This window comes from Breoghania sp. L-A4 (assembly GCF_003432385.1).
Taxonomy (GTDB): domain Bacteria; phylum Pseudomonadota; class Alphaproteobacteria; order Rhizobiales; family Stappiaceae; genus Breoghania.
The window spans coordinates 3564790-3590618 of sequence record NZ_CP031841.1; the positions used below are offsets into that span (position 1 = coordinate 3564790).

Below are 25829 nucleotides of genomic sequence, written 5' to 3' on the forward strand. Positions count from 1 at the left end.
CGATTTTCATGACACACGTCGTAACGCTTGTTTCCAGCCCGGCAAAGCCCGCCGTGGACGCCGCCCTCGCCGCGCGCCTGCGCGGCCTGCTTCCGAATGCGGGTACGCCGCGCGTGCTGGCCGATGAGATCGCCGCCGACGTGCCATTTTCCCCGACCGCTGCGGATGACCTGCCGGCGATCGAGGACCGCCTGCGCGACAGCCTTAACGATGCGCCGGTCGACCTCTATGTGCAGCCCGAGGCCGGCCGGCGCAAGCGTCTGCTGATCGCCGACATGGATTCGACGATGATCGGCCAGGAATGCATCGACGAACTGGCGGCGGAACTCGGCCTCAAGGAGCGGATCGCAGCGATCACCGAGCGCGCCATGCGCGGCGAGATCGAATTCGAGCCGGCCTTGCGCGAGCGCGTGGGTCTGCTCAAGGGTCTCGACATCGGCGTGGTCGACCGGGTGATCGCAAGCCGCATCACACTGACTCCCGGCGGCCGCACGCTGGTGCGCACCATGCAGAGCAACGGCGGCTATTGCGCGCTGGTCTCAGGCGGCTTCACCGTCTTCACCGGCCCCATCGGCGCGCGCATCGGCTTTGACGAGCATCGCGCCAACACGCTGCTCACCGAGGACGGCATGCTGAGCGGCACCGTCGGCGAGCCCATTCTCGGCCGCGAGGCGAAACGCCAGAGACTGCACGATCTGGTGCGCGAGCGCGGCATCGCGATTGCGGAAACGCTGGCGGTGGGCGATGGCGCGAACGACCTCGCGATGATCGGCGATGCGGGTCTTGGCGTGGCCTATCACGCAAAGCCGGCGGTCGCGGCCAAGGCCGACGCCCGCATCGACCACGGCGACCTGACGGCGCTTCTGTACCTGCAGGGATATGGCGCGGGCGACTTCGTCACCGACTGAGGGCTTGGACTTCCAGAGCCACAAAGCAAAACGGGCTGCCCGATCGGCAGCCCGTTTTCATTTCCCGCAAGGCGTAACGCCTATTCCTCGATGCGCACCGCGACGAAGCGCAAGTCGCCCGCCGCGTTGGCCAGCAGCAGCAACGCCGTGCGGCGATCCTCAGCCTTCAACGCCTCGATCTTCGCAATCACGTCTTCCGGCGTGCGCACGCTTTCCTGCGACACCTCGACGATCACGTCGCCCGGCTGCACCCGCTTCTCCTGCGCGGCGCTTCCCGGCTCGACTTCCATCACCACGACGCCCTTGACCTCGTCATCGGTGATCTTGAACGCCTCGCGGGCGGCGTCATCCAGCGGCGCCAGGGTCATGCCCAGAACGCTGGTGACCTCGGGGGCGGCCTCTTCCTCCGGCGTCACTTCGGCCGCCGCGGATTCCGTTTCCTCAAGGCGGCCGACGGCGACGGTCAACTCGACCTCCTCGCCGCGGCGCAACACGAGAACGCTCACATCCTTGCCGATCTCCGTATCGGCGACGATGCGCGGCAGCTCACGCATTTCATCCACGTTCTTGCCGTCGAACGAGAGGATCACATCGCCGGGCTGAATGCCGGCGGCCTTGGCGGGGCCCTTCTCGTCGACCCCGGCCACAAGCGCGCCCGCAGCCGTCTCCATGCCGAGACTCTCGGCGATCTCGTCGGTCACTTCCTGAATGCGAACGCCGAGCCAGCCGCGGCGCGTCTCGCCGAATTCACGCAGCTGATCGACGACCTGGGTCGCGGTGAAGGACGGAATTGCGAAACCGATGCCGATCGAGCCGCCTGAGGGCGAAATGATCGCGGTGTTGATGCCAATGACATTGCCGTTCATGTCAAACAGCGGGCCACCGGAGTTGCCCCGGTTGATGGCGGCGTCCGTCTGGATGAAATTGTCGTAGGGACCGGAGTGGATGTCGCGGTTGCGCGCGGAGACGATGCCCACGGTGACCGTGCCGCCGAGGCCGAAGGGGTTGCCGATGGCCATCACCCAGTCGCCGACGCGCAGCTTCTCCGAATCGCCGAACTTCACGTCCCTCAGCGGCTTGGGCGGCTTGACCTTGAGGACCGCAATGTCGGTCTTCTTGTCGGTTCCGATCAACTCAGCCGTCAGCTTCGTGCCGTCGTTGAAGTTCGCGACGATCTCGTCGGCGCCTTCAATGACGTGATTGTTGGTGATGATGATGCCTTCGATGCCGTCAAGCACAAACCCGGAACCGAGCGACTGCACCCGACGCGGGCGGTCCTGATCGCGGTTCTGCCGGTTGAAGAATTCCTCGAAGAATTCCTGAAAGGGTGACCCTTCGGGCACTTGCGGCATGGGCACGGTGCGCTGGGCTGCGACCGTCTGCGCCGTGGAGATGTTGACCACCGCGTCGAGCAGACCGTCAGCCAGGTCGGCGACGGAGGCCGGTCCCTGCGCGGCAACCGGCGGCGCGGCCGCGGCGAGCACGCTGGCCGCCAGCGCGGCGGACAGGACCGCGGTGCGGCAAAAACGGAACGGATTCAGGACTTGGATGGCCATCGGCCGATCTCCTCCACGAGGTGGCGCGCGCTGAGACGAAACTTCCGTCCAGCCCGCAAAAATTACCGCCTCCAATGAAACCCGAAATGAGGCGGAAAATCGACTGTATGATCTACCAGACCGGGAGGGCCCGGCCCGAAGCGACTCAACTCGCCATAAAGCATTGAGCAAAATACCGGTTTTGCGACCGGGCGCCGAAGGGGAGAGCCCTTCCACGCCCGGTTCACACGGTATTGTCATCCGCGCACCAGCCAGACCAGCACGACACCCAGAACAAGGGCTCCCAGACCACTCAAACGCAGCACCTGGTCCGGCAATTCCAGCGCCTGACGCATAAACGCCTTCAGGGCGCCGGGCATGAGCGCATAGAGAGTTCCCTCCAATGCCAGCACAAGCCCGAGCGCCGTCAGAAAGTCATTCATTGAGCCGGTGCGGCGGAACCGGCGGGAGCGGAAGAGCTGTTGGAACCAGCGCCCTCCCGGCCCATCGGATCGTTGAAGAAGCGGAAGAACGCCGAATCCGGCGAAATCACCAGACTGGTGTCTCCCGCATTCAGGCCCGTTTCATAGGCTTGCATCGAGCGATAGAACGCGAAGAACTCCGGATCGCGGCCATAAGCGTCCGCGAAGATGTTGTTGCGTTCCGCATCACCATCGCCACGCAGCTTTTCGGCATCACGCCGGGCTTCGGCGACAAGCACCGTCGCATCGCGATCGGCACGCGACTTGATGCGCCGCGACTGCTCCTCACCCTGGGCCCGGATTTCCGTCGCCTCACGCTGACGCTCGGTCTGCATGCGGCGGAAAATCGCCTGACTGTTGGCTTCCGGCAGATCGGCATGGCGGATCTTCACGTCCACCAGGTCGATGCCGATTTCCGAAGCGCTGCCGTCGATCTGGTTGCGGATCTGCTCCATCAGTTCGGCGCGCTTGTCGCGCACCACATCGGTGAAGGTCGCCCGAGCCAGTTCCGAGCGCAGCGACGACTGCAGGAACGTCGACAGCCGCGCCTCGGCCTGCGTGACATTGTTCACCGTCTGATAGAAGCGCACCGGATCCGCGATCTTGTAGCGCGCGAAGGCATCCACCACCAGCCGCTTCTTGTCCGAGGCGATCGCCTCCACAGACGGCATGTCGAGGTTCAGAATGCGCTTGTCGATAAAGATCACGTCCTGAATGAACGGCCACTTGAAGTAGAGACCCGGCTCGGTCACCGGACGCCGCACTTCACCGAACTGCACCACCAGCGCCTGCTGGGTCGGATAGATGGTGTAAAGCGAGGAATAGGCGACGACGGCAAGGGCCGCGACGAGAATGGCGAATACGCCGAAGATACCGTTTTTCATCGTGCATCACCCCCGGCAGCAGCCGCGCTACCGCGCTTCAATTGATCCAGCGGCAGATAAGGAACCACGCCCTGACCCGTGCCGTTGTTGTCGATGATGATCTTGTCCGTGCCGCCGAAGACCCGCTCGATGGTCTCAAGATACATGCGCTGACGCGTCACGTCGGGCGCCTTGCGGTACTCGTCGTAGATCTTGATGAAGCGGTTGGCCTCACCCTCCGCCTGGGCGACGGTCTGGTCGCGATAGGCGCTGGCGCGTTCCAGCACCTGGGCCGCCTCACCACGCGCTTCCGGCACAATGCGGTTGGCGTAGGTCTGGGCCTCGTTCTGAATGCGCTCCTGGTCGGCGCGCGCGGCCTGGACGTCGCGGAAGGCATCGATCACCTGCTGCGGCGGATCCACCTTCTGCATCTGCACCTGGGTGATCTGGATGCCCGCGGTGTAGGTATCGAGCGTCTTCTGCATCAGCTCCTGCACCGAAATCTGGATCGGCGCGCGGTTTTCGGTGAGAATCGAGTCGATCTGAGACGTGCCGACCACTTCGCGCATCGCGCTCTCGGCCACCGCCTTCACGGTCGCTTCCGGGTTCTGCACGTTGAACAGATAGGACTCGGCATCGGAAATGCGCCACTGCACCTTGAAGTCGACGTCGACGATGTTCTCGTCACCCGTGAGCATCAGGCTTTCCTCGGCCACGTCGCGCACGGTCATGGACCGGCCGCTGGCCACCTCGCGCAGACCCACGGTGACTTCGCGGATTTGCAGCACGCCGGGCGTGTAAACCGCGCCGACAGGATAAGGCCAGTTGTAGTTCAGACCCGGCTGCGTCTGCTCATGCAGCTCGCCGAAAATCAGCTCCACGCCAAGCTCGTCGGGCTCGACCTGGTAGAAACCGGTCGCCAGCCACACGCCAATCGCGACGATCACCGCCAGCACGACGCCCTTGGCGCCGAGATTGCCGCCGCCGCCGGGCAGGACGCTCTTGAGCTTGTCCTGGCTGCGCCTCAGGAGCTCTTCAAGATCGGGCGGGTTGCCGCCGCTTCCACGCTGCGAGCCGCCGCCCCAGGGACCTTGTCCGCCCCCGTTTCCTCCCCAAGGGCCGCCACTGCCACCCTTCCGGCCGCCGCCGCTTTGGTTGCTCCAAGGCATCAATATATCCTTTTCCGCCGGTCCTCCCGTCCCGCGCGGCGGTGCGCCGCGGGTTCGGGGGCCTCGATCATAATTTGGTCGTTCCCGTGCCGCGTTATAGGCGACTTGCCGGGCGCTTTCAACGAATTGCCTGACGTTGCGCCCACACGCGGTGTGTGCCGCCGCTCGGCGCAAACAGCTCCTCCTCCCGATTCCGGGTGGAACGCGCCATGGCGCACCCACCTCGCAATTGGGTTTTCACATTTGGAATTCAAGCCTTGGCAGAATTCAGAAGCTCAGCACACTTGAGATCGCGAGCGAATGCGCGGCGCCGCACCCCCCCTCAGACGGGCCTGCGGCGGTAAACGACCACTTCGATCGCGGCGCTGTCGCGCGGATCGCGCTCCACCGGCTCGCGCGAGCATTCGCGCCACTGAGCGGGGTCGATGTCGGGAAACCGCGCGTCCCCTCCGGCGCCGCCTCGACTTCCGTGACATAGAGCGTTTGCGCCCGGTCGATGGCCTCAGCATAGATCTGCCCACCGCCAATCACCATGATTTCCCCGCCCTCGCCTGCGGCATCCTCGGCGGCGCGCAGGGCCTCCTCCAGAGAGGCGACCACAGTCGCGCCCTCGGCCGAAAAATCCGCATCCCGCGTGATAACGACGTTCATCCGGCCCGGCAACGCCCGGCCAATGGACTGGAACGTCTTGCGGCCCATGACGATGGGCTTGCCCAGGGTCAACGCCTTGAACCGCTTCAGGTCGGACGTGAGATGCCACGGCATGTCGTTATCGCGGCCGATGACACCGTTCGTCGCGACGGCGGCAATGAGGGAAATCGTGTGGGTCAAAGTAATTCCCGGTTGGAAAACGTGCCGTATCATATCCGATGAAAGGCCCCGCAACGGGCCCAATCCTCAGGGGAGCAATCGCGCGGTATGCCGGGCGATGGCCAGCGATGAGGTCAGCCCCGGCGATTCGATGCCGAACAACGCCACGAGCCCAGCAATACCATGATCCTTCGGACCCTGAATGCAAAAATCCACTGCTGGCTCGCCCTTGCCCGAGAGTTTCGGGCGCACGCCCGCATAGTCGGGCTGAAGCGCGCCATCCGCGAGATCGGGATAGTAGCTGCGGATCGCCCCGTAGAACTCCTCCGCGCGCGCCGGATCGACCGAAAAGTCGGGCTCCGCGTCCCAGTCCACGTCGGGTCCGAATTTCACCTGTCCGCCGAGATCCAGGGTGGCATGGGTGCCGAGACCGCCGGGCACGGGGACAGGGTAGATCAGGTGGTTGAACGGCGCACGGCCGGCGATGTTGAAATAGTTGCCCTTGATCTTGTGGATCGGCGGAATTCGCGTCACCGGATAGCCGTCGATGGCATCGGCCACGTCCTGGGCGCCAAGGGCTGCCGCGATCACCACCTGACGCGCGCGCAGGTCCATCGGCTCGGCGCCGCCCACGCAAATCTCGATGCCGCCGTCCACGACGCGGCCGCCCGTGACCGGCGCATTGAAGGCGACCATGGCGCCATGGCTTTCCGCGTCGCCCTGCAGCGCCAGCATCAGGCCGTGCGCGTCGATGATGCCGGAGGAGGGCGACAGGATCGCGCCGACGCAGGCGACATTGGGCTCAAGCTCCCGCGCCTCGTCGCGGCCTATCAGGCGCAGGTCGGTCACGCCGTTGCGGCGTCCCTGCGCGAGGATCCCATCAAGCCGCGCCAGTTGCGCCTCGTCGCAGGCGACGATCAGCTTGCCGATGCGGTCGTGGGCGACGCCGTGGCTGGCGCAATAGTCGTAGAGCAGCGCCTTGCCTTCAACCGCCAGCCGCGTCTTCAGCCAGGCGCTGTCGTAATAGATGCCGGCGTGGATGACCTCGGAATTGCGCGAAGACACTTCCGAACCGATCAGCCCGTGCCGCTCCAGCACAATCACCTCATGGCCGGCCAGCGTCAGTTCGCGCGCCACCGCCAGTCCCACGACGCCCGCGCCGATGACGACCGTATCGACGGTTTCCGTCATACCGCCACCGGCGCCTTGATGTGCGGATGCGGGTCGTAGTTCTCCAGCGCGAAATCCTCGAAGATGAAGCCGAAGAGATCGGTCACATCCGGATTCAGCCGCATCACCGGCAGAGGACGCAGCGCGCGCGACAACTGCTCGCGCGCCTGCTCGAAATGGTTGGAATAGAGATGCGCATCGCCCAGCGTGTGGACGAAATCGCCCGGCGCATAACCGGTCACCTGCGCCACCATCAGCGTCAGCAACGCATAAGACGCGATGTTGAACGGCACGCCGAGAAACACGTCGGCCGAGCGCTGGTAGAGCTGGCAGGAGAGTTTTCCGTCGGCGACATAGAACTGGAACAGCGCATGGCACGGCGGCAGCGCCATCTGGTCGACGAGCGCCGGGTTCCAGGCGGAGACGATCAGCCGGCGGCTGTCGGGATTTTTTCGAATCTGCTCGAGCAGGTTCGAAATCTGGTCGATGGCGCCGCCGGCATCGCCCGGCGTAGGCGCGGGCCACGAGCGCCACTGGGCGCCGTAGACAGGACCGAGATCGCCGTTCTCGTCGGCCCATTCGTCCCAGATGGAAACACCGTTGTCCTTGAGATAGGCGATGTTGGTGTCGCCCTTCAGAAACCACAGAAGCTCATGGACGATCGACTTCAGGTGCAGCTTCTTGGTAGTTACCAGCGGAAAGCCTTGCGCCAGATCGAACCGCATCTGGTGCCCGAAGACGGACTTTGTGCCCGTGCCGGTGCGGTCGGTCTTGGTCGCGCCGTCGTCAAGAATGCGCTGCATCAGGTCGAGATATTGCCGCATCGAGGGCGTGTGCTCCGCTTGCATCGTCGATTCGTCATCAGCACCTAGGGTCTGCCCGTCTCCAATCCAAGGCAAGAGGCATCGCATCCGCGGGCGCATCCTTCCAACATTGCGGCGGCGCATCGCGCCTGCGCACAGGAATACGCAGACCAGCCCTTTTCACGAGGCCCCCCGCCCCTATATTCACCGTGTCGGCGCAAGTCGGCTATGGCGATAAACGGTGAGTGAAATAAGCCTTTCGGACCCGGGGGCGGTACCCGGCGCCTCCACCCAAGCCCATGAACGTCCAGTGGACAAACGTGGGTTTCGGCGGGGCGAAATAGGATCGACGAGGGTGTAAAGACTTTTCTTTCGCTCGGCATGGTTCCGCCGTTATCGGGCCAAACCTGTAGTTGCAAATGACAACTATGCTATGGACAACGCTGTCGCTGCGTAATGCAGTGCCGGTAGTCCGCTTAAGCCCTTGCGGTTAGCACCGTAAGGCGGGGTTTGAAGGCACCTGGCAACAGAAGCCTTCGCTTCCATCACACGTGCGTGCATGACAGCCGGGGCCCAGCCAGCCCGGCCGCCGGATTGATACGACTCGACGGATCGCGTTTCCAGATAACCTCTTGCGGGAAAACGGCCGTCATTGAACAATGCGGCGGGCTACGCACTTTCTTTTTGCGGCGCGACGGTTCATGTTCGTCGCACGCTTCACACGATTCCGGCAGTGCTAAAGTCAGACCATGTCCGAAGACCTGATCCGTTACGATATCGTCATTCAGGACGCCCTGCGCGGCGCCGTTCGCAAGATTTTGGAAGAAGTGCTGCGCACCGGCCTGCCCGGCGAACATCATTTCTACATTGCCTTCGACACGACGGCCCCAGGCGTGCGCATTTCGCCGCGGATCCGCGAACGCTACCCGCAGGAAATGACCGTGGTCATGCAGCACCAGTTCTGGGATCTGGTCGTCGGCGAGCACACGTTCGAAGTCGGCCTGTCGTTCAACGGCATCCCCGAGCGGTTGGTGATCCCCTTCTCCGCCATCAAGGGCTTCTTCGACCCGTCGGTGCAGTTCGCGCTCGAATTCGAGCCCGGCAAGACGGCCGAGGAACTGCCCGAGGAAATCCGCGCCGCGGGCGACGCAGCACAAACGCTGGAACGTGTCGCCGAGCTGACCGAACGCGACGATGAGGCGAAGACCGTGACCCCGCTCGCCCTCGCCAAGACATCGGTCGCGGACGAGGACACGGCGGAGCCCGTCCGGCCGGCAAAGGACGCGTCCGCGGAGGCCGCTGGCGGCAAGAGCGACGACAAGAGCGAAAAATCCGGCGACAAGGACGGCGCGGACGTCGTGTCGCTCGACGCTTTCCGCAAGAAGAGCTGATCCCGGGAGCAGCCGGACCGTGTCCGGCCCGCTCGCGCCAGGCGCCGCACGATCCAATCCGCCCTTGGCAACCCTCGAACCTGACATGACATCACGGCTGCCCGTTCGCCACGGGCGGCGACTGGGAGTTCGACAATGGCCGAAACACGCCTGGAATCCGACACGTTTGGCGACATCGCGGTTCCCGCGGATCGCTACTGGGGCGCGCAGACCCAGCGCTCGATCGAGAATTTCCCGATCGGCACGCAGACCATGCCCGCAGCCCTTGTCCATGCCCTGGGCCTCGTCAAGCAGGCGGCGGCGACCGTCAATGCGGGTCTCGGCAAGCTGCCGTCCGACATCGCCGACGCCATCGTGCAGGCGGCCGGCGAAGTCGCCACCGGCAAGCTCGACGGCCATTTTCCTCTGGTCGTGTGGCAAACCGGCTCCGGCACCCAATCGAACATGAACGCCAACGAGGTGATCTCAAACCGCGCCATCGAGATCCTGGGCGGAACCATGGGCAGCAAGACCCCGGTTCATCCCAACGATCACGTCAATTGCGGCCAGTCCTCCAACGACACATTCCCGACCGCGATGTATGTCGCCAGCGCGCTCGAGATCGACGGCCGGCTGCTGCCCGCGCTGGAGCATCTGCGCGCAGCCCTCGCCGCCAAGGCCGAGGCCTTCAAGGACATCATCAAGATCGGCCGCACACACACCCAGGACGCGACCCCGCTGACCCTGGGCCAGGAGTTTTCCGGCTACGCGGCGCAAATGGCCAATGGCATCACGCGCGTCAAGCAGGCGCGCGAGGGCCTGTTCGAGCTCGCCCAGGGTGGTACGGCGGTGGGCACCGGGCTCAACGCGGCGCCCGATTTCGCGGAAAAATTCGCCGCCGAGATCGCCCGGCTCACCAGGCTGCCCTTCGTCACGGCGCCGAACAAGTTCGAGGCGCTGGCCGCGCACGACGCGATGGTGCACGCCCATGGGGCACTGGATACGCTCTCCGCCTCGCTGTTCAAGATCGCCAATGACGTCCGCTTCCTTGGTTCCGGCCCGCGCTCCGGCCTGGGCGAGCTGATCCTGCCGGAAAACGAGCCCGGCTCGTCGATCATGCCCGGCAAGGTCAATCCCACCCAGGCGGAAGCGCTGACGATGGTCTGCGCGCGGGTCATGGGCAACCAGACAACCATGGCGTTCGCCGGCTCGCAGGGGCACTTCGAGCTCAATGTCTTCAAGCCCGTGATGGCCGACACCCTGCTGCAGTCAATCCGGCTTCTCGCCGATGCGGCGCGGTCCTTCACCGATCGCTGCGTCATCGGAATCGAGGCGAACGAAGAGCGCATCGGCGATCTGATGGCGCGCTCGCTGATGCTGGTCACAGCGCTGGCGCCCAAGATCGGCTACGACAACGCCGCCAAGGTCGCCAAGACGGCGCACGCCAACGGCACCACCTTGCGCGAGGAAGCCGTCCGGCTCGGGTTCGTCACCGAAGCGGAGTTCGACGCCACGGTGCGGCCGGAAAACATGCTGGCCCCGCGGGCCGACAAATAGTGCGATAGGCTCTGGAAGCCGCGTCAATCCTGCCCTAAATTCAAGGAAGAGCGGCGTTTCGCCAGGCCCAGGACGGCGCGGCGCCGAAGTCATGACCATCCCGAGCAGCCGCACGCGGCCGGAGAACGCCGGCAGCGCCGGCGCCGGGCAGGCCGTCCTGCGGAAACACCCTGCGGAGACACGACATGTCAGCGGAAATCATCAACCTGCGTCAGGTACGCAAGCAACGTCAAAGGGATAGCGAGGCCGCATCGGCCGACGAAAACCGGGTCCGCCACGGGCTGACCAAGGCGGAACGGACCCGCCAGGAGGAAGAAGCCAGCAAGCGCCTGCGCGATATCGAGGGCCATCGGCTGGAACATCCGGAAGACTGACCGGACGCCGGATCCACAGTTGCGGTATTCAAATACCGAAGTGACCGATTGTCTGTTCAAATTGGGCTACAAATTTCTCGTGTTTTGAGAGTCTTTTGACGGATTTTTGAATGATTTTCGACTCAAATTCGAGAGCATTTCGAACCGACCACGCCTCCATTTGAAGTCCAGCGACATGACCTTGAAGAAACGATCGCTGACATTGCGCGGACACCGGACCAGCCTCGCGCTGGAACGTGAATTCTGGAGCGCCCTGGACGAGATCGCCCAGGCCCGGAAGATGCCGGTCGCCGCCCTGATCGCCGAGATCGATGATGCCCGCGCGGAACCCTCCGCGCTCGCCTCGGCCGTTCGGGTTGCCATTCTCGCGCACTACCGCGAGAGGCAATAGGCAAACGATCCGCACGCGCCGGGGTCAGTTCCCCGGATAGTCGGGATTGGGGATCACCAGATTCTGCGGCCCCAGGATATAGCGCGGTATCTTTTCCCGCGGCTCAAGCCTGCGGGGCTGGCTGGTAGCGCGCGGCGCGGGCGGCTCCACGCTCGCGCTGCTGGTGGGCTCGGGGTCGGGTTCAAAGATTTCACTCCGGGGCCGCAGCTCCATCGGCTTCAGGCCGATTGACTCGCTGACGGGCGTCTCGGCGGGCACCAACACCTGTCCGGACTGCGGCAGCGGCGCTAGGTTCAACGGCACCGCCTGCTCGATGGCCGGACGAATGCGCCGGGCGAAATCCTCGACATCGAGCCCCCCTGCCCCGGGTTTCGCATCGGAAGCGCCGTTGCGGCTTTGCGACGCGGGTTCCGGCGCGGCCCGCGGGCCTCGTCCGCGTCCGAGCCCTGCTCGCGCTCGGCATTCCCGGCGGCGGCCTGCTCGTCGGCTTTCTGTCTGGCGCGCGAGCGCTCCTCGCGCTGCCGCCGCAGTTGCCGCAGGAAGCGATCGCGCTCCAGGATCTCTTCCTGCAGGTTCTCGACGCGGCGGACCTCCTGCTCAAACGCGCGCAGGGTCAGAAAGGCGGTCAACGGCGCGATGTCGATGCTGCGGGACGGATCGTCGAGCGGGCCGCGAAACAGCAGCCCGACCTGAGGCTCCGCCCCGGTGACCGCGTTTTCGCCCGGATCCACCTTCAACGCCCAGTCGCTTTCCAGCTCCCAGCGTTCCAGATCGATCGTGGCCGTGCCGAAGGCCTTGGCCCGGTCCGTATCGACGGTCACGTTGCGCGCGCGCACGGTGCCGGCGGCCAGCGTCAGCGAGCCGTCGAGCGCCTTGAACGGAAGATTGCCGGCATCAAGATGGCTGAGGAACACCTTTCGGATCGCGGCGTCCTCAAGCGCAAGCCCCGCGTCCGCGGCGCGGATCACCGAGCCGAAGGCCGCGGTGCTGATACCGCGCAGCTCGCCGTTGCCCACATGGAAGGTGCCGCCGCCGGCGAGTCCGGCGACGATGCCCGAGACCGAACGCCCCGCGCCCTCGAAATCCACCGACAAATCCAGCAGACCCCGCGCCAGCGGCCGTCCCGCGCGCCGCCACACAAGGCCTTCCAGATCCACAGCGCTCGCCTTGACCGTGCCAGAAGCCGCGGCCTCACCGCCGGAGCGGTTGATCAGCAGGCTGCCCGAAAGACGCCCGCCTTCGAAGGCGGCGTCAAAACCGTCGACCGCCAGTTCACTGTTGCTCGCCTGAAGCGAGAACGTCGCCCGCTCGGCCAGCTTCGGCAGACCGAGATCCGCCTTGTCCGCGGTGACGTCCAGCCGCAACGACAGATCGCCGAGAAACGGCGCGCCGAAGGCGCCCGAGGGCCAGCCCTGACGGTTCTCCGCCGCCGCATTCACCGACGACCAGGCGTCCGCGCCCAGCACCAGTTCGCTCAGCAGCCCCGCGTCGACGGAACTCACGCGCACCGCGCCGGTCAACTGCGCGCGCTGCGCGAAATCGCCCTCCACGCTGCCGGTGAGCGTGACCGCGCCAACCCGTGCGTCGATGTCGCTCAGGGTCATCGCGAGCGCCTCGCCATCCAGGCGCGCGGAGGCCTGCAACGGAACGGCTCCCGCCAGAATGGGAAGAACCCGGCCGCTCATCAGGCCGAAGGGCGTGAGATCATCGCTGCGCGCCACGACATCAAACCCGTAAAGCACCGGTTTCGATGCCGGGAAGCCCACCGATCCCTGCGCCTCGAATTCCGAGCCGATGCCGCTGGCCACCAGTCCCACCGAAAGGCCGCTTTCCACGTCGCCGGAAGCCGTCACATCCAGGCGCGCCGGACCGACGCCATCGATCGGCAAGACGTCGAAGGTGAACTGGCGCAGCATTTCAAGCCCGTCGCTGGCGCGCACATGCGCCTCGACGTCCACCTCCGCATCGCGCCAGGCATCCGTGCGGCCGGAGAAATCGGCCTTGGCCTCCAGCGTGCTGCCGCCCATCTGCCCGTTCAGCGTCAGCGCCGCCTTGCTGCCCCCGGAGACACCCGCGCGGGCGGAGAAATTCGCGGTGAGTTTGGCCGGCGCCAGTGCCGGGGATGCGGCCGCGAACTGGCGCACCGCGTCCACGTCGGGAAACAGCCGCACCAGGACATCGCGCAATTCGTCAAGCGTCTCGGCCTCCAGCGTGGCGGTGAACTGCCCGTCCGGCGCAGTGGTCAGCGCATTGACGCGGCCTTCCGCCTCGACCCGGGCGCCGGCGAAATTCGCCGCCTGAAAGCGCTCCACATTCAGCGCGTCCTGCGCGTAGCTGGCGATCAGCTCGACGCGGTCCGCGCGGGTTCCGCTGACGCGCAGGTCGGCGATCGCCATGCGCACGGACACGTCGGTCTTGCCGAATTTTCCGGCCTGTTGTTCCGCCGCCGCGTCCCGCCCTTCGGCATCCCCGCCGGCGCCGCGCAGCAAGCTCGCAAGCGCCTGGAGCTGATCGACATCGAGCCGGTCGGCGTCAAGGTCCGCCGTGACGACGGAGCGGTCGCTTCCGGTCAGCTTGCGCCAGGTCACCGCTCCGGTGAACGCGGAAGAACCGACATCGCCTTCGAGCCCGGTCAGAAGCAGGGCCGTGGGCGATATCTCGACGCGCGCATCCACGGAAAAGGGATCGAGCGACAGGGGCCGCGCCGGCTGTCCCTTGCGCCACCACGCGGCAAAGGCCGACGGCTGGCTGGAGGCAAGGTGCATCTTGCCCTCGAAGTCCGGCGTCTCGCCAAGGCGCAATTCGCCGCTTGCGGAAAACTCGGAACGGCCCGGCAGTTGTGCCTCCAGCGACGAAATCCGCCAGCCGCGCGGCAGCGTCTCGGCGTTGAGCTCAATGTCCTGGATGATGCCGCCGCCGGCCACCAGTCCCGGAAGGCTGAGACCGATGGCGCCGGGAATCGGCGGCAATGGCAGGTTCTTCAAGGAAGCCAGCAGGGAGGCGGCCGCCTGATCGATGGCGAGGGGATCCTTCGGCCCCGCCCCGAAGATGCGGTCGAGGTCCACCTGCTTCGCCGTGATCCTGGCATCGAACCGAGGCGCGGCGCCGAACAGCACCGTGCCGTCGCCATCGAGCCGGAAGGGGCGGTCCTCACGCCCGTAGCGAAACGCCAGTTCGCTGATGTCCAGTTGCACCGGGGTGAGCTCGAACTTGCCCTCGCCTTCCCACAATTGCGCGGCCTGACGGCTGAGCTGTCCGCCGTTGAAGGTGATGTCGTCTTCACCCTCCGGCGTTTCCACCTGGGCCACGCTGGCCAGCACGAAGTCGCCCACATACTCCGGCGCACCGTTGGAATCTCCCAGCAATCCGTCCAGACGCAGCGTGACCGGCACCTCGGTGGGAACGAACTCGGCCTTGACCCGGATCTTCCCGTCCGCGTCCTGCCGGCCGGTGGACACGCGCACCGACTGCCGCGCGCCATTGAGCGCCAAGGCGCCCTCAAGCTTGTAAGGACCTTGCAGGGAGCGCGCGGACAGGTTGAGATTGACGTCGCTGACGGTGTGGATGCTGCCGGTCCGCGCGTCGATGACCTCGACGCTGCCATTCTGGATATCGACGCTGTCGAGCTGAACATTGGCGGGATCGATCTGACTGCCATTGTGCAGCGTGGCCGCGGTGAGCCAGTCGAGCCGGCCGCTTTCGTCCAGCGCCAGATGCAGCTCCGGCTGTTCCAGCCGCATGTCGACGACCCGGATCTCGCCATTGAGCAATGGCGTAAGCTCGATGCGCACCTCGAACCGCGACACCACCATCAGCGGGTCCTCGGCCTCGCCGACGCGCACGTCGGAAAACACCAGCGTCGGCGTCGGCAGCAACCGCGCGTCGGCGCGCCCGAGGACGGTGACGCTGTGGCCGAGCGCACGCTCCGCGTAACTCTCGAAGGTCGAGCGATACGCGTTCCAGTCCACAAAGAACGGCCCGACGAGCGCCACCATGAGGGCGACGATCAAGGCTACTCCGACCGAGATGTAGAGCGAATTCAGTGTTCGTCTCCGTGGTCGCGGAAAACCGGTCTGTTACGCTCCGCTTTCCAATACTGCCGGCGACGTGCGCGCCGGGAGGCCGGGGGATGCTCCACCTAGATGGGAACGATCTTGCCCGGATTCATGATGTTCTGCGGATCGATGGCCATTTTCAAGGTTCGCATCACCTCAAGCGCGGCACCGTGCTCGCGCATCAGGTATTTCATCTTGCCCTGACCGACGCCGTGTTCGCCGGTGCAGGTGCCTTCCATCTCGATGGCGCGCCAGTTGAGCCGCTCCGCGAAGGCCTCGACCCGGGCCATCTCGTCGGGGTCATCCATGTCCACAAGGATGGAGGTGTGGAAGTTGCCGTCGCCCACATGGCCGACGATGGGGGCGATCAGGCCGCTTTCCTCGATATCGGCCCGCGTCGCGCCGACGCATTCCGCCAGCCGAGAAATGGGCACGCAGACATCAGTGGTAAAGCACTTGGAGCCGGGACGCAGCCCCAGGCAGGCCCAATAGGCATCATGCCGCGCCTGCCACAGTTTCGTGCGTTCCTCGGGCTTCACGGTCCAGACGAACGCGCCGCTGCCGCAGTCTCGCGCGATCTCGGCGAAGAGCTCGGACTGTTCCTTGACGCCCGCGTCGGTGCCGTGGAACTCGAGAAACAGCGTCGGCGTCTCTTCCAGATCGAGCTTGGAATAGGCGTTGCAGGCCTTCACCTGCAGCGCGTCCGCCAGTTCGATGCGGGCCACCGGAATGCCGCACTGGATGGTCATGATCACCGCGTTGCACGCGCTTTCCACATCCGGGAACGGGCAGACGCCGCCGGCGATCGCCTCGGGAATGCCCTGAAGGCGCAGCGTCAGCTCGGTGATCACGCCGAGCGTGCCTTCCGAGCCGACCAGGAGACGGGTCAGGTCATAGCCGGCGGAGGATTTCTTGGCGCGGGTGCCGGTCTTGATGATGGTCCCGTCCGGCATGACGGCCGTGAGCGCCAGCACGTTGTCCTTCATGGTGCCGTAGCGCACGGCGTTGGTGCCGGAGGCGCGGGTGGCGGCCATGCCTCCGATGGAGGCGTCGGCGCCCGGATCGATCGGAAAGAACAGGCCGGTGTCGCGCAGGTAGTCGTTGAGCTGCTTGCGCGTGATGCCGGGCTGGACCACGCAATCGAGATCCTCGGCGTTGACCTTCACGACCGCGTTCATCCGCGCCATGTCGATGCAGATGCCGCCTGCGGGCGCGTTCACGTGACCTTCAAGCGAGGTGCCTGTGCCGAAGGCGATCACCGGCACCGCATGGGCCGCGCAGGCGCGCACGATCTCGGCGACTTCCTCGGTGGATTGCGGAAAGACCACCGCGTCGGGCGGCTGGTTTTCAATCCACGTGGTGGTGTGAGCATGCTGCTCGCGCACCGCCTTCGACAGCACGCAGCGGTCGGCGAAACGCGCGCCGAGGATTCCGATCACCGTGCGAATGCCTGTTTCGTTGCGATCCATCGTTGCCTGAACTGCCGCAAGACCCATGCACCGTCCCTCCACATCGTTTGTTTTATCGGCCTGTTTGCTGCACCGTAGCAAAATGCCAGGGAATCAACAAAGACATCGGTAGTTTATACGCGGCTTTGACGCCCGCGCCACGCGCGATCATCGCCGTTCGCGCGGCCGCAATCCGCACGACAACGGGAGATTTCGCCTGATGCCGGACACGTCAGAGAACACCGAGCGCGCGCGCCGTCTCGTGCGCTCCTCGATCATGCGCGTGAAGCCCGAATGGCTCGACTACAACGGCCATCTCAACATGGCCTACTACAACGTGCTGTTCGATCAGGGCGTGGACGAGGCGGCCATTCCCCTCGGCCTCGGTCCGGAGTACCTCGACGCATGCCAGGGCTCGTTCTTCACCGCCGAGGTGCATGTGTGCTACCTGCGCGAACTGGCGTCCGGCGATCCCGTCTATTCGACCTTCCAGCTCATCGATTTCGACGACAAGCGGATGCATTTCTACCAGGAGCTGTTTCACGCCGAGGAAGGCTGGATTTCCGCCACCTCCGAGCAACTGGCGCTGCACATCGACATGACCGCCAAGAAGGTCACGCCGTGGCCGGAAGCCATTCGCGCGGCGCTGGGCACCCTGCACGCCAGCCAAGCCACCCTCGCCGTTCCCGAGCGCGTCGGCCGCAAAATCGCAATCCGGCGAAAGTAGAGCCGGCGGAATCAGGGGAGCCGGCTTCCGGCGCGGGGTGCTCCGGGGAAAGGCGCTTGGGCCCCTTTCCGACGCCCCTCCTACCCGAGAGCCATCCGCAACCCCACCACGCTCGCCACCCCGATCGCCACGACGACGATCAGCGGCAATCGCGTTGCGGCCAGCGCGCACAGGGCCGCGGCGATGGTCTCGGCCGGACCGGTGGCGATGGCGACCGGCGCGATGACCGCCATCAGCACGGCCGCCGGCACGGCCTCGAGCGCCGCCTTGACGCGGCCTGTGGCGGGGATGTGGCGGACGAGAACGAGACCCGCCAGCCGGGTGGCGTAGGTGGCGACTCCCATGGCGAGGATGGCGGCCAGCGTGTGCGGATCGACGCTGAACATGCCGCCGAAATCCATGTCCCCGATACTCACGGGCGTTCCTCCGGCTCAAGCCGCGCACCGGGCACGTCGGCGCTCCAGTCGCCTTGCACGGCTTCGGTCCGCGGCGCGTCCGGCTCGGGCCGCCAGGCGAGTGCGGCGGCGATCATGCCGGCGATGGCGCCGGCGAGAATGTACCAAGGCCCGGCGACGAGCTGATGCACGAGAGCGGCGGTGGCGGCGCTGGCGACCAGCACCGCGCCGGTCGAGGGTCCCTTCCAGAAATTGACGATCAGCGCGATGAAAATGGCGGTGAAGGCGAAATCGAAGCCGGTGTCCACCGGATCGCCCAGCGCCGGGCCGATCAGCGCGCCGAGCACCGACCAAAAATTCCAGAAGACGTAGAACACGGTGATGAGGCCGAAATAGAACGCCGGGGTGAAGCGCTCGCGCGCCGCGCGGGCTTCCGACAGCGCCCAGATCTCGTCGGCGAGAAAGAACAGCCCCAGGATCCGCGCGGCGGGGTGAAAGCCGCCCATCTTCGGGGCGATCGAGGCGCTCATCAGCACATGGCGCATGTTGATCAGCAGCGCCGAGAAGCCCAGCGCCGCCCAGGGCGCGGGGGAGCTCCAGATGTCGACGGCGACGAATTGCGCGCTGCCGGCGAACACGATGGCGCTCATCAGCGAGATTTCCAGCACCGACAGGCCCTTCTGCGCGGCAATCGCCCCAGCAGCAGCCCGAAGGGGGCGGTCGCCAGGATGATCGGCAGGCCCTTGAAGAAGCCCGCGCGGAAATCGGATGCAGGGGACATGGGGTGATTGCTCGATCTGGTGGTCAATGAAAGCATGCCGGTGGGGTTGCCGATCCTTCGAGACGCCGCGGAGCCTGTCCTTGGGCTGGTCACAGGCCAGACCCGAGGGACGGCTCCTCAGGATGACGTCATCGTATTGATATCCCTAAAAAACCTCGTTCAACGTCCTCCTGAGGAGGCGCGCCAGCGCCGTCTCGAAGGATCGGCGACGCGTGTGGAGCGCGCCAGTTGCCTTTCGCGACCGCGCTTTGAAAGCGGTGAAGGTCGCGGTGCCGGCCGACTCATCCCGCGCGAAACGCGCCCGGTGTCACGCCGATGCGGCGCTTAAAGGCGCGGTTGAGGTGGCTCTGGTCGCAAAAACCGCAGGCCACGGCGACCTCGGGCGGCGGCAGCCCCGCGCCCAGTAGGCGGCGGGCGGCGTGCACCCGGCGATCGAGCAGCCAGGCATGCGGCGCCTGACCGTAGGCCTTCGCGAAGACGCGCAAAAAGTGATGCCGGCTTAACCCGGCGATGCCGGCCAGCGTTGTCAGCTCGAGATTGTCCGCCAGATGCGCGTCCATGTAGTCGCGGGCGCGTTCGATCGCGGGATGAACGCGCGCGGACGCAGGCGGCGGCGTCAGATCGGCGTACCGGGCGAGGGCCGAGGCGAAGAACCGCTGCATCGCCTCATCGTCCTCCAGGCTGGCGGCGCCGGCCTCAAGCCGCCGGTGCGCGCGGGCGAACCGCGCGGCCAGGGCGGGATCGCGGATCACCGGCGAGATGAACCGCGGCGTGCCGGACACGGCGCAACCCAGCATGTCCTCGGCGATCGCCCGGATGAACTCCACGCTCGGATAGGTCATGCGATAGGCATAGCCGTCGTCAAGCGGCGCGCCATCGTGCAGCACGCCAGGGTTGACGAAACACACGTCGCCGGGGCGCGCGGCCCGAGCCTCACCGCCGATGGTGAAGGCCTCGCATCCGGCCTCGATCACGCCCACCACGTAGGTTTCGTGGGTGTGCGGCGCATAGGCGTGGGTGCGGAACGTCGCCGACAGGCATTCGAGCGCACCGTAGCGCGGCTCGCGCCAGAACAGCGCGCGCTCCGTGCTCGCAAGCGGTGTTGCCTCAAGGGCCTGGAACTGAGTGATCGTCATGGCCGCGATTTTATGCAAGCGTGCCGCGCCTGTCTTGGACAGAATTGCGCTTTTCACCGGACGCCGCGCCTCAGCGGTGCTCCTCCACCGTCGCGTCGATCAGCGCCTTGTTGAAGTAGCGCAGGGCGCGCACGTGCAGCACCCAGCCGATGATCTTCTCCGGGTCGTTACGGTCGACCACGGCGATGCGCGCCTGGCCGCTGGCATCGAAGGCGCGCAGCGCCGTTTCCAGCTCGTCGCCCGGTTTCAGGCTGGGCGCGCCGGCCTCCAGCGGTTCGGGCGTCTCGTCCTTGGGCAGCGGTTCCATGAAGTCCGACACATGCACCGAATGCACCAGCCAGCGGTGACTGCCCTCGCGCACCGCGATGCCGCGCATCTCCAACTGCCAGTGGAAATAGGAGCGGCCGTGCACCGCCAGCGTGATGCCGGTGGCGATCGAGACCGTGATCAGGAGCGCGATCGACAGCGTGTAGCCGCCGGTCAGCTCGAAGACGATCATCGTCGTGGAGATCGGCGCGCCGAGCACGGCGGCGGCGACGGCGCCCATGCCGAGGATCGCATAGAGCCCCTCGCTTGAGGCAAGTTGCGGAAACACCTTCGCGGCGATCAGCCCGAAGGCGCCGCCGGTCATCGCACCCAGATAGAGCGCGGGCGAGAAGATGCCGCCGCCAAAACGCGAGGCCAGGGTGATGGCGGTGGCCGCCGTCTTGGCGACCAGCAGCGTCAGCATCAGAACGAGCGGCAGATTGTTCTTCAGCGCCGCGTCGGTGGTCTCGTAGCCCACGCCGAGGACTTCCGGAAAGGCCAGCGCGATGACGCCCACGGCGGCACCGCCGACCGCCGGGCGCGTCCACGTCGGCATGCTGACATGGCGGGCCACCCAGTCCGTGCCGATCAGCGCGAACTGGAAGATCACCGCAACGATGGCGCAGGTCACGCCCAGCAGCGCGAAGGCGGGAAACTCCCAGTACGACGTGATCTGGTGCTCAGGGATCACGAAGGCGGCGACGTCGCCAAACCACAGCCGCGACAGCACGGTGCCGGTGACGGCCGCGATCGAGATCGGCACGATGGCCGACAGCGCGTAGTGCCCCAGCACCACCTCGTGGGCAAACAGGACACCGGCAATCGGCGCGTTGAACGAGGCGGAGACGGCGCTCGCCACGCCGCAGGCCAGCAGGATGCGGCGCGTGGTGTCCGACAGGTGGAAGGTCCGGCACAGCGCCAGTCCGATGGTCGCGCCCAGATGCACCATGGGGCCCTCGCGCCCGGCGCTGGCGCCCGAGCCCAGAGACAGCACCGTGAGCACCGCGGACGAGATGCCGCTCCAGAAAGACAGGTCCTGGACGCCCTTGACGCGGGCTTCCATGACGTCGGCCACGGACGAGGTGCGCTGCCTGGGTTGCACGGTTTGCAGCAGAACGCCGACGATCAGCCCGCCGATGATCGGCGCGCACAGGATCACGTAGAACGGCTGGCTGACGGCGGCGGTCACCACGTGTTCGGAGGTTGTGCGCAGCCACGGCCACTGGACCAGCCCGATCGCCAGGCGGAAGAGAATCGCGGCGGCGGCGACCACAGCGCCGATAACCAGCGCCAGCAGCCAACTCAACGCCTGCCGGCGGGCGATGAATTCGGCGAGGTTGGAGCGGATGCTGGCCATGACGACCGAAGAGCCGGTTCTCAGGGGAAAGAGGCGGTCGGAGGCGGGCGGGATCTCGTCTGGCATCGAAAAACGGCCTGAAATTTACGCAAGGCTGGCTTGGCGCCGACTTGACGGCAGTTGGGAAACCTGACGGTCCAAGAGCAAAGAAATCCGGGGCGGGACAGAGCCCCGTCGCTGCGGCATCCCCAAACACCGTTGCGTCATTAGAGCCTTAATCACCGAAAGGCGATAGGGGGCTTGGCGCACGGGGAGCCGGCATGGATAAAAAGGCGCGGATTTCCCCTTGATTTTCAATTCCCACAGGTTCAGACCGAGCCCGTCTTCAGCCACTTACCGCGTTGTCGAGGTGGAATCGCCCGGACGGGCAACCGTCTCTCCGGGCAGCCGTTCAGCCACTTGCGAGTCGCATGCGCGCGACATTTCCGGTGCCTGATACAGCGCGCGCGCTCTGGGCCGGCGCCGCCCTCGTCCGTCGTAATCCTTCTGAAGAAGTTGGTCCGTCATGTCTGTCCGCGATCGTTCCCGTGTCCGCAGGAGCCGGGAGTAAGTCAACCGACAGGCTATCGGCTCGTGCCGATGGCTCTCGGGCCGCCTGTCGCAACGCTCCGGCGTCATCCGCGAGAGGGCGAAGCCCGGGTCGGGATGACGGCCCGCATTGCAGGCCGCGCGAAAGAAGGCCACGTGGCATGGGTCCCGCGAGCAAATCCACCCGTCGTGGAACCGGCGGTCTCGCCATGCCCGAGCGGCCGCGACAGGGCCTGAAGAACAAGTGCTGGGGGCCGGCCGAACAAGCCGCCCGATCCTTCGAGATGGCCCTTCGGGCCTCCTCAGGATGAGGTCATCGTGTTGGTATATTTATGAAATAGCCACTTGCTCAACGTCATGCCTCAACGAGGCGCCCTCGGGTCTGGCCTGTGGTCAGCCCAAGGACAGGCTCCGCGCCGTCTCGAAGACCTCATGCCTCGAGGAGGCCCGAAGGGCCGTCTCGAAGACATCATCCTGAGGAGCGCCGAAGGCGCGTCTCGAAGGATCGGCCACATGTCCGCAGGCCAGCCCGATTCTCATCTGGGTCCCCGATTGATGGAAACTGCCCTCTGTTTCCATGAAAACGGATCCAACTAAAACTCAACCTCGAGTTCGATGATCTCGTCGGGTTCGGCGAACGCGCCCTCGGTCCATTCCTTCATCAAGGGCCAGTCGAGAATCGTCTGCACGTAGGCATCGAGCTTCGGGTCGTCGAGATCCACCGCATAGGTGACGAATCGGGTGCAGACCGGAGCGTACATGGCGTCGGCGATCACCGGCTTGTCGCCAAAGAGGAACGGGCCGCCATAAGCCTCGAGGCATTCGGACCAGATCGTCTTGACCCGCTCGACATCGGGCCGGGCGCCGGAAAATATCTTGAAGGACTCATGGCGCGCCTTGAGGTTCATCGGCAGCGCGGAGCGCAGGTTGTAGAATCCCGAGTGCATTTCGCCCGAGACCGCGCGGCAATGGGCGCGCGCCACCTTGTCCTTGGGCAGCATGCCAGCTTTTGGAAAGGTTTCCGCGAGATACTGGGCCATCGCCAGGGTGTCCCACACCGTCACCTCGCCATGCACCAGCCGCGGCACCAGCACCGAGGGCGACAGCAGCAGCAGTTCCTGGCGGGCCTCGTCGTCCAGTTCGGCGATGCGTTCCTCGAACTTGAGGCCGGCCATCTTGCACAGCAGCCAGCCGCGCAGCGACCAGGAAGAGTAGTTTTTCGACGAGATCGTGAGCGTGTTCATCGCCGGGGGCGTCCTTTGGGCATCATTCAACAGTTCCGTACAATCCTCTCGCAATGCAACATGAATTGCACTAGCTTTTTTCAGTCAGCCTGATCGACGCGCTCGGGCGAGACGAAAGGACAGACACGTGCTGTATCAGACTTACCAGTTCCACGATGATCTCGTCGCGCCCATGCGCCTGTTCGCGCAGACCACGAACGCGATGATGGACAGCGTGTTCGGGACCTTTGGCCAGTCGGCACGCCGCCAGTTCTCCGCCAGTCTCGAGATGATCAGCCGCTTCGAGATTACCCATGTGCGCCCGGATTTCGCGATTCCGGCGGTCCCGGTGGGCAACCGCATGGTGCCGGTGAGCACGGAAGTGGCGCTGGATCTGCCGTTCGGCCAGTTGCTGAAGTTCACCAAGGACGTGGAGACGCCGCAGCCGAAGGTGCTGGTTGTGGCGCCGCTGTCGGGCCATTTCCCGACGCTTCTGCGCGGCACGGTCGAGACGCTGCTGCGCGACCACGAGGTCTATATCACCGACTGGGCCAACGCCCGCGACGTGCCGGTCGAGGCGGGAAAATTCGGTGTCGAGGACTACATCGAATACATCATCACGTTTCTGGAGGAGATCGGACCGGGGCGCATGTGCTCGCCGTGTGCCAGCCCTGCGTGCAGACGCTCGCCGCCGTGGCCGTGATGTCGGAAGACAAGCATCCCTGCACGCCGCGCACCATGACGCTGATGGCGGGTCCGATCGATCCGCGCGAAAGCCCGACGGAAGTCAACGAGTTCGCCGTCGCCAAGTCGCTGGGCTGGTTCAAGCGCTCGGTGATCACCGCCGTGCCGGGGCGCTACGCCGGCGGCGGACGCCGGGTCTATCCCGGGTTCCTCCAGCTCACCGCCTTCATGGCCATGAACATGGACCGCCACAAGAAGGCGCACAAAAGCCTCTACGAGCATCTGGCCGCGGGCCGCGTGGAGGAAGCGGAAAAGATCAAGACGTTCTACGACGAGTATTTCGCGGTTCTCGACATGACCGAGGAATTCTATATCGAGACCATCGACCGGGTGTTCCACAAGGCGGAGCTGGCCACCGGCGACTTCACGTACCGCGGCCGCGCGGTGGATCCCGGCGCCATCACCCGCACGGCGCTGCTGACGGTGGAAGGCGGCCGCGACGACATCTGCGCGCTGGGCCAGACGTCCGCCGCGCACGAGCTGTGCAATTCGCTGCGCCCGCACCTCAAGCGCCACCACCTGCAGGCCAACGTCGGCCACTACGGCGTGTTCAACGGCAAGCGCTGGCAGCGCGAGATCTATCCCGTGGTGCGCAACATGATCCTGGCGATGGAATAGGGCCTAACGCAGCCCTACCCCTTCCAGCGCACCGGCGGATCGAGCGGTTTCACCATGCCGACCGGCGGCTGGCCGGTCTTGCCGCGTTTCGCGGCCCAATTGTTGATCGCGTCGTGGATCTCCGCCTGGCGGCCGGACAGGCCCGGCAGGTCGAAGGGATCGAGCCCCGCCCACGGCACGAAGGGGTTCTTGCGCAGCGAGCCGTAGATCCCCAGCCGCACGGTCGGCTTGTGGCTGACGGCGCGGGCGTGAAAGCCGTGCGTGTCGGCGACCACCAGCGTGTTGGCCGGAACGGCGACGCGCACCGGCTCCGCATACCCCATCTGCGACAGCTCCTCGTCCGTGACCCGGAACGACCCAAGCCCATGCATCGACGGGCCGCCCGCGCGCGCGGTGATCGCCTTTTCGCGCTCCCAGGCGAGACGCTGCGGCGTCATCCGGTGCGAGCCGGGAACGAAGGTAAAAGGGCCGCCGTCGTCCTCCACGTCGGTGAGGAAATACCAGGCTTTCGCCGTGGGATGGAACGTGTCCGAATGAAACACGGTCTGCGGATCGCGGCCGCCACGGTGCGGATCGGCAAAGACGGTGTGAATGAAGGTGATCGGGTCCGCGTTGCGCGAGGCGACATAGCGCAACAGCCCCTGAAACAGCCGCCCGTTCACCAAGGCGCCCAACTCGGGAAACGCCCGCGTCATGGCGCGTGTGATGGGGCAGAAGCGGGTCACCGTCTGGCCCTGCACCATCTCCTGGGCGGAAAATTCATTGCCCTCGACCTCATCGCGCAGGCGAGCGAAGGCGTCGTCGGGCAGCGCGTTGCGGCGCACGACATAGCCGTCGCGCGCGAAGGCCTCCGCGTCCTCGGCATCGACCAGATGACGCATCTGGCGGCGACGGACATCCGCCATCCGCTGCGCCAGCATCACCCGCTTCTCGTGCAGGCCGAGGCGGTTAAGCCGTGGGCTGCCGATGATCGGGTTGCCGACGAAGGACTTGGCGCCCGTGGCCAGTTCCGCGAGCCAGATCGGCGCCTTGACGATATCGACGGCTTTCAATGCAGCACCCTCTTCGCAGACCCTGGA

Annotated in this window: 22 protein-coding genes, 1 other RNA gene and 2 pseudogenes; 8 read left to right on the forward strand and 17 right to left on the reverse strand. The window is 65.7% G+C overall.

Going from position 1 to position 25829, the window contains the following annotated elements; translation table 11 throughout:
- The first annotated feature begins 8 nt into the window (after positions 1-8).
- Complete coding sequence (gene serB, locus D1F64_RS16305; RefSeq protein WP_117413286.1) at positions 9-908, forward strand: phosphoserine phosphatase SerB; 900 nt, start codon at positions 9-11, stop codon at positions 906-908.
- An 80-nt stretch (positions 909-988) separates the two neighbouring features.
- Here the strand turns inward: serB and D1F64_RS16310 are convergent, their stop codons facing one another.
- The 7 genes and pseudogenes from D1F64_RS16310 to D1F64_RS16340 form a co-directional block, all read right to left on the reverse strand.
- The gene (locus D1F64_RS16310) at positions 989-2464 is read right to left on the reverse strand and encodes a Do family serine endopeptidase (RefSeq protein WP_117413287.1); all 1476 of its coding nucleotides are present in this window, start codon (positions 2462-2464) and stop codon (positions 989-991) included.
- A 236-nt stretch (positions 2465-2700) separates the two neighbouring features.
- On the reverse strand, positions 2701-2886 hold the full coding sequence (locus D1F64_RS16315; RefSeq protein WP_117413288.1) for a DUF2065 domain-containing protein: 186 nt from the start codon (positions 2884-2886) through the stop codon (positions 2701-2703).
- The gene (locus tag D1F64_RS16320) at positions 2883-3809 is read right to left on the reverse strand and encodes a protease modulator HflC (protein WP_117413289.1); all 927 of its coding nucleotides are present in this window, start codon (positions 3807-3809) and stop codon (positions 2883-2885) included. The genes D1F64_RS16315 and D1F64_RS16320 overlap by 4 nt, the downstream gene beginning before the upstream one ends.
- Positions 3806-4957 (reverse strand): FtsH protease activity modulator HflK, encoded by a 1152-nt coding sequence (gene hflK, locus D1F64_RS16325; protein ID WP_117413290.1) that lies wholly within the window; start codon positions 4955-4957, stop codon positions 3806-3808. Before hflK ends, D1F64_RS16320 begins: the two co-directional genes overlap by 4 nt.
- 322 nt (positions 4958-5279) lie before the next feature.
- Positions 5280-5821 (reverse strand): annotated as a pseudogene (locus tag D1F64_RS16330) (dihydrofolate reductase).
- 33 nt (positions 5822-5854) lie between these two features.
- Positions 5855-6958, reverse strand: a complete 1104-nt coding sequence (locus D1F64_RS16335) for an NAD(P)/FAD-dependent oxidoreductase (protein WP_117413291.1) — start codon at positions 6956-6958, stop codon at positions 5855-5857.
- A complete protein-coding gene (locus D1F64_RS16340; protein ID WP_117414657.1) occupies positions 6955-7761 on the reverse strand; it encodes a thymidylate synthase in 807 nt (268 codons plus the stop codon). The genes D1F64_RS16335 and D1F64_RS16340 overlap by 4 nt, the downstream gene beginning before the upstream one ends.
- A gap of 152 nt (positions 7762-7913) precedes the next feature.
- On the opposite strand from D1F64_RS16340, the gene ssrA reads away from it, so the two are divergent.
- The 5 genes from ssrA to D1F64_RS16365 all read left to right on the forward strand — a co-directional run bounded on the left by ssrA (position 7914) and on the right by D1F64_RS16365 (position 11432).
- Positions 7914-8281: a transfer-messenger RNA gene (gene ssrA / locus D1F64_RS16345) on the forward strand.
- A gap of 208 nt (positions 8282-8489) precedes the next feature.
- Positions 8490-9131, forward strand: coding sequence for a ClpXP protease specificity-enhancing factor SspB (locus tag D1F64_RS16350; protein WP_117413292.1), 642 nt, complete (start codon positions 8490-8492; stop codon positions 9129-9131).
- Between the two features lie 135 nt (positions 9132-9266).
- Positions 9267-10667 carry a class II fumarate hydratase gene (fumC, locus tag D1F64_RS16355; RefSeq protein WP_117413293.1) on the forward strand — a complete coding sequence of 467 codons (1401 nt, stop codon included), beginning with the start codon at positions 9267-9269 and terminating at the stop codon, positions 10665-10667.
- Between the two features lie 185 nt (positions 10668-10852).
- Complete coding sequence (locus D1F64_RS16360) at positions 10853-11041, forward strand: DUF4169 family protein (RefSeq protein ID WP_117413294.1); 189 nt, start codon at positions 10853-10855, stop codon at positions 11039-11041.
- A 175-nt stretch (positions 11042-11216) separates the two neighbouring features.
- Complete coding sequence (locus D1F64_RS16365; protein ID WP_117414658.1) at positions 11217-11432, forward strand: ribbon-helix-helix domain-containing protein; 216 nt, start codon at positions 11217-11219, stop codon at positions 11430-11432.
- A 24-nt stretch (positions 11433-11456) separates the two neighbouring features.
- Here the strand turns inward: D1F64_RS16365 and D1F64_RS16370 are convergent, their stop codons facing one another.
- From D1F64_RS16370 to D1F64_RS16380, 3 genes are all read right to left on the reverse strand, one after another.
- Positions 11457-11729 carry a hypothetical protein gene (locus tag D1F64_RS16370; RefSeq protein WP_117413295.1) on the reverse strand — a complete coding sequence of 91 codons (273 nt, stop codon included), beginning with the start codon at positions 11727-11729 and terminating at the stop codon, positions 11457-11459.
- Positions 11726-15442 carry an AsmA family protein gene (locus D1F64_RS16375; RefSeq protein WP_117413296.1) on the reverse strand — a complete coding sequence of 1239 codons (3717 nt, stop codon included), beginning with the start codon at positions 15440-15442 and terminating at the stop codon, positions 11726-11728. Before D1F64_RS16375 ends, D1F64_RS16370 begins: the two co-directional genes overlap by 4 nt.
- Positions 15443-15570: 128 nt before the next feature.
- Positions 15571-16983: an FAD-linked oxidase C-terminal domain-containing protein gene (locus tag D1F64_RS16380; RefSeq protein WP_117413297.1), complete on the reverse strand. Its 1413-nt coding sequence runs from the start codon at positions 16981-16983 to the stop codon at positions 15571-15573.
- A 172-nt stretch (positions 16984-17155) separates the two neighbouring features.
- Between D1F64_RS16380 and D1F64_RS16385 the strand changes: the two genes are divergently transcribed.
- A complete protein-coding gene (locus D1F64_RS16385; RefSeq protein ID WP_117413298.1) occupies positions 17156-17662 on the forward strand; it encodes a thioesterase family protein in 507 nt (168 codons plus the stop codon).
- 80 nt (positions 17663-17742) lie between these two features.
- On the opposite strand, the gene D1F64_RS16390 is transcribed toward D1F64_RS16385, so the two are convergent.
- From D1F64_RS16390 to D1F64_RS16415, 6 genes are all read right to left on the reverse strand, one after another.
- Entirely contained in the window at positions 17743-18048 is a 306-nt protein-coding gene (locus D1F64_RS16390) for an AzlD domain-containing protein (RefSeq protein ID WP_117414659.1), read from the reverse strand.
- 26 nt (positions 18049-18074) lie between these two features.
- Entirely contained in the window at positions 18075-18725 is a 651-nt protein-coding gene (locus D1F64_RS16395; RefSeq protein ID WP_248304488.1) for an AzlC family ABC transporter permease, read from the reverse strand.
- Entirely contained in the window at positions 18707-18838 is a 132-nt protein-coding gene (locus tag D1F64_RS25160; RefSeq protein WP_256372875.1) for a hypothetical protein, read from the reverse strand. The genes D1F64_RS16395 and D1F64_RS25160 overlap by 19 nt, the downstream gene beginning before the upstream one ends.
- Before the next feature lie 281 nt (positions 18839-19119).
- On the reverse strand, positions 19120-19974 hold the full coding sequence (locus tag D1F64_RS16400; RefSeq protein ID WP_117413299.1) for an AraC family transcriptional regulator: 855 nt from the start codon (positions 19972-19974) through the stop codon (positions 19120-19122).
- A 70-nt stretch (positions 19975-20044) separates the two neighbouring features.
- Positions 20045-21703: a chloride channel protein gene (locus D1F64_RS16405; protein ID WP_117413300.1), complete on the reverse strand. Its 1659-nt coding sequence runs from the start codon at positions 21701-21703 to the stop codon at positions 20045-20047.
- Between the two features lie 1055 nt (positions 21704-22758).
- On the reverse strand, positions 22759-23409 hold the full coding sequence (locus tag D1F64_RS16415) for a glutathione S-transferase (protein ID WP_117413302.1): 651 nt from the start codon (positions 23407-23409) through the stop codon (positions 22759-22761).
- A 127-nt stretch (positions 23410-23536) separates the two neighbouring features.
- Here D1F64_RS16415 and phaZ point away from each other — a divergent pair.
- A pseudogene (phaZ, locus tag D1F64_RS16420) lies at positions 23537-24750 on the forward strand (polyhydroxyalkanoate depolymerase).
- Between the two features lie 14 nt (positions 24751-24764).
- Here phaZ and D1F64_RS16425 read toward each other — a convergent pair.
- Entirely contained in the window at positions 24765-25802 is a 1038-nt protein-coding gene (locus D1F64_RS16425) for a phytanoyl-CoA dioxygenase family protein (RefSeq protein WP_117413303.1), read from the reverse strand.
- Positions 25803-25829: the final 27 nt, after the last annotated feature.

Bases quoted from the DNA above. Each gene is read 5' to 3' on its own strand.
- serB (WP_117413286.1), top strand. From the start codon at position 9: ATGACACACGTCGTAACGCTTGTTTCCAGCCCGGCAAAGCCCGCCGTG.
- D1F64_RS16310 (WP_117413287.1), bottom strand. From the start codon at position 2,464: ATGGCCATCCAAGTCCTGAATCCGTTCCGTTTTTGCCGCACCGCGGTC.
- D1F64_RS16315 (WP_117413288.1), bottom strand. From the start codon at position 2,886: ATGAATGACTTTCTGACGGCGCTCGGGCTTGTGCTGGCATTGGAGGGA.
- D1F64_RS16320 (WP_117413289.1), bottom strand. From the start codon at position 3,809: ATGAAAAACGGTATCTTCGGCGTATTCGCCATTCTCGTCGCGGCCCTT.
- hflK (WP_117413290.1), bottom strand. From the start codon at position 4,957: ATGCCTTGGAGCAACCAAAGCGGCGGCGGCCGGAAGGGTGGCAGTGGC.
- D1F64_RS16335 (WP_117413291.1), bottom strand. From the start codon at position 6,958: ATGACGGAAACCGTCGATACGGTCGTCATCGGCGCGGGCGTCGTGGGA.
- D1F64_RS16340 (WP_117414657.1), bottom strand. From the start codon at position 7,761: ATGCGGCAATATCTCGACCTGATGCAGCGCATTCTTGACGACGGCGCG.
- D1F64_RS16350 (WP_117413292.1), top strand. From the start codon at position 8,490: ATGTCCGAAGACCTGATCCGTTACGATATCGTCATTCAGGACGCCCTG.
- fumC (WP_117413293.1), top strand. From the start codon at position 9,267: ATGGCCGAAACACGCCTGGAATCCGACACGTTTGGCGACATCGCGGTT.
- D1F64_RS16360 (WP_117413294.1), top strand. From the start codon at position 10,853: ATGTCAGCGGAAATCATCAACCTGCGTCAGGTACGCAAGCAACGTCAA.
- D1F64_RS16365 (WP_117414658.1), top strand. From the start codon at position 11,217: ATGACCTTGAAGAAACGATCGCTGACATTGCGCGGACACCGGACCAGC.
- D1F64_RS16380 (WP_117413297.1), bottom strand. From the start codon at position 16,983: ATGGGTCTTGCGGCAGTTCAGGCAACGATGGATCGCAACGAAACAGGC.
- D1F64_RS16385 (WP_117413298.1), top strand. From the start codon at position 17,156: ATGCCGGACACGTCAGAGAACACCGAGCGCGCGCGCCGTCTCGTGCGC.
- D1F64_RS16390 (WP_117414659.1), bottom strand. From the start codon at position 18,048: ATGTTCAGCGTCGATCCGCACACGCTGGCCGCCATCCTCGCCATGGGA.
- D1F64_RS25160 (WP_256372875.1), bottom strand. From the start codon at position 18,838: ATGTCCCCTGCATCCGATTTCCGCGCGGGCTTCTTCAAGGGCCTGCCG.
- D1F64_RS16400 (WP_117413299.1), bottom strand. From the start codon at position 19,974: ATGACGATCACTCAGTTCCAGGCCCTTGAGGCAACACCGCTTGCGAGC.
- D1F64_RS16405 (WP_117413300.1), bottom strand. From the start codon at position 21,703: ATGCCAGACGAGATCCCGCCCGCCTCCGACCGCCTCTTTCCCCTGAGA.
- D1F64_RS16415 (WP_117413302.1), bottom strand. From the start codon at position 23,409: ATGAACACGCTCACGATCTCGTCGAAAAACTACTCTTCCTGGTCGCTG.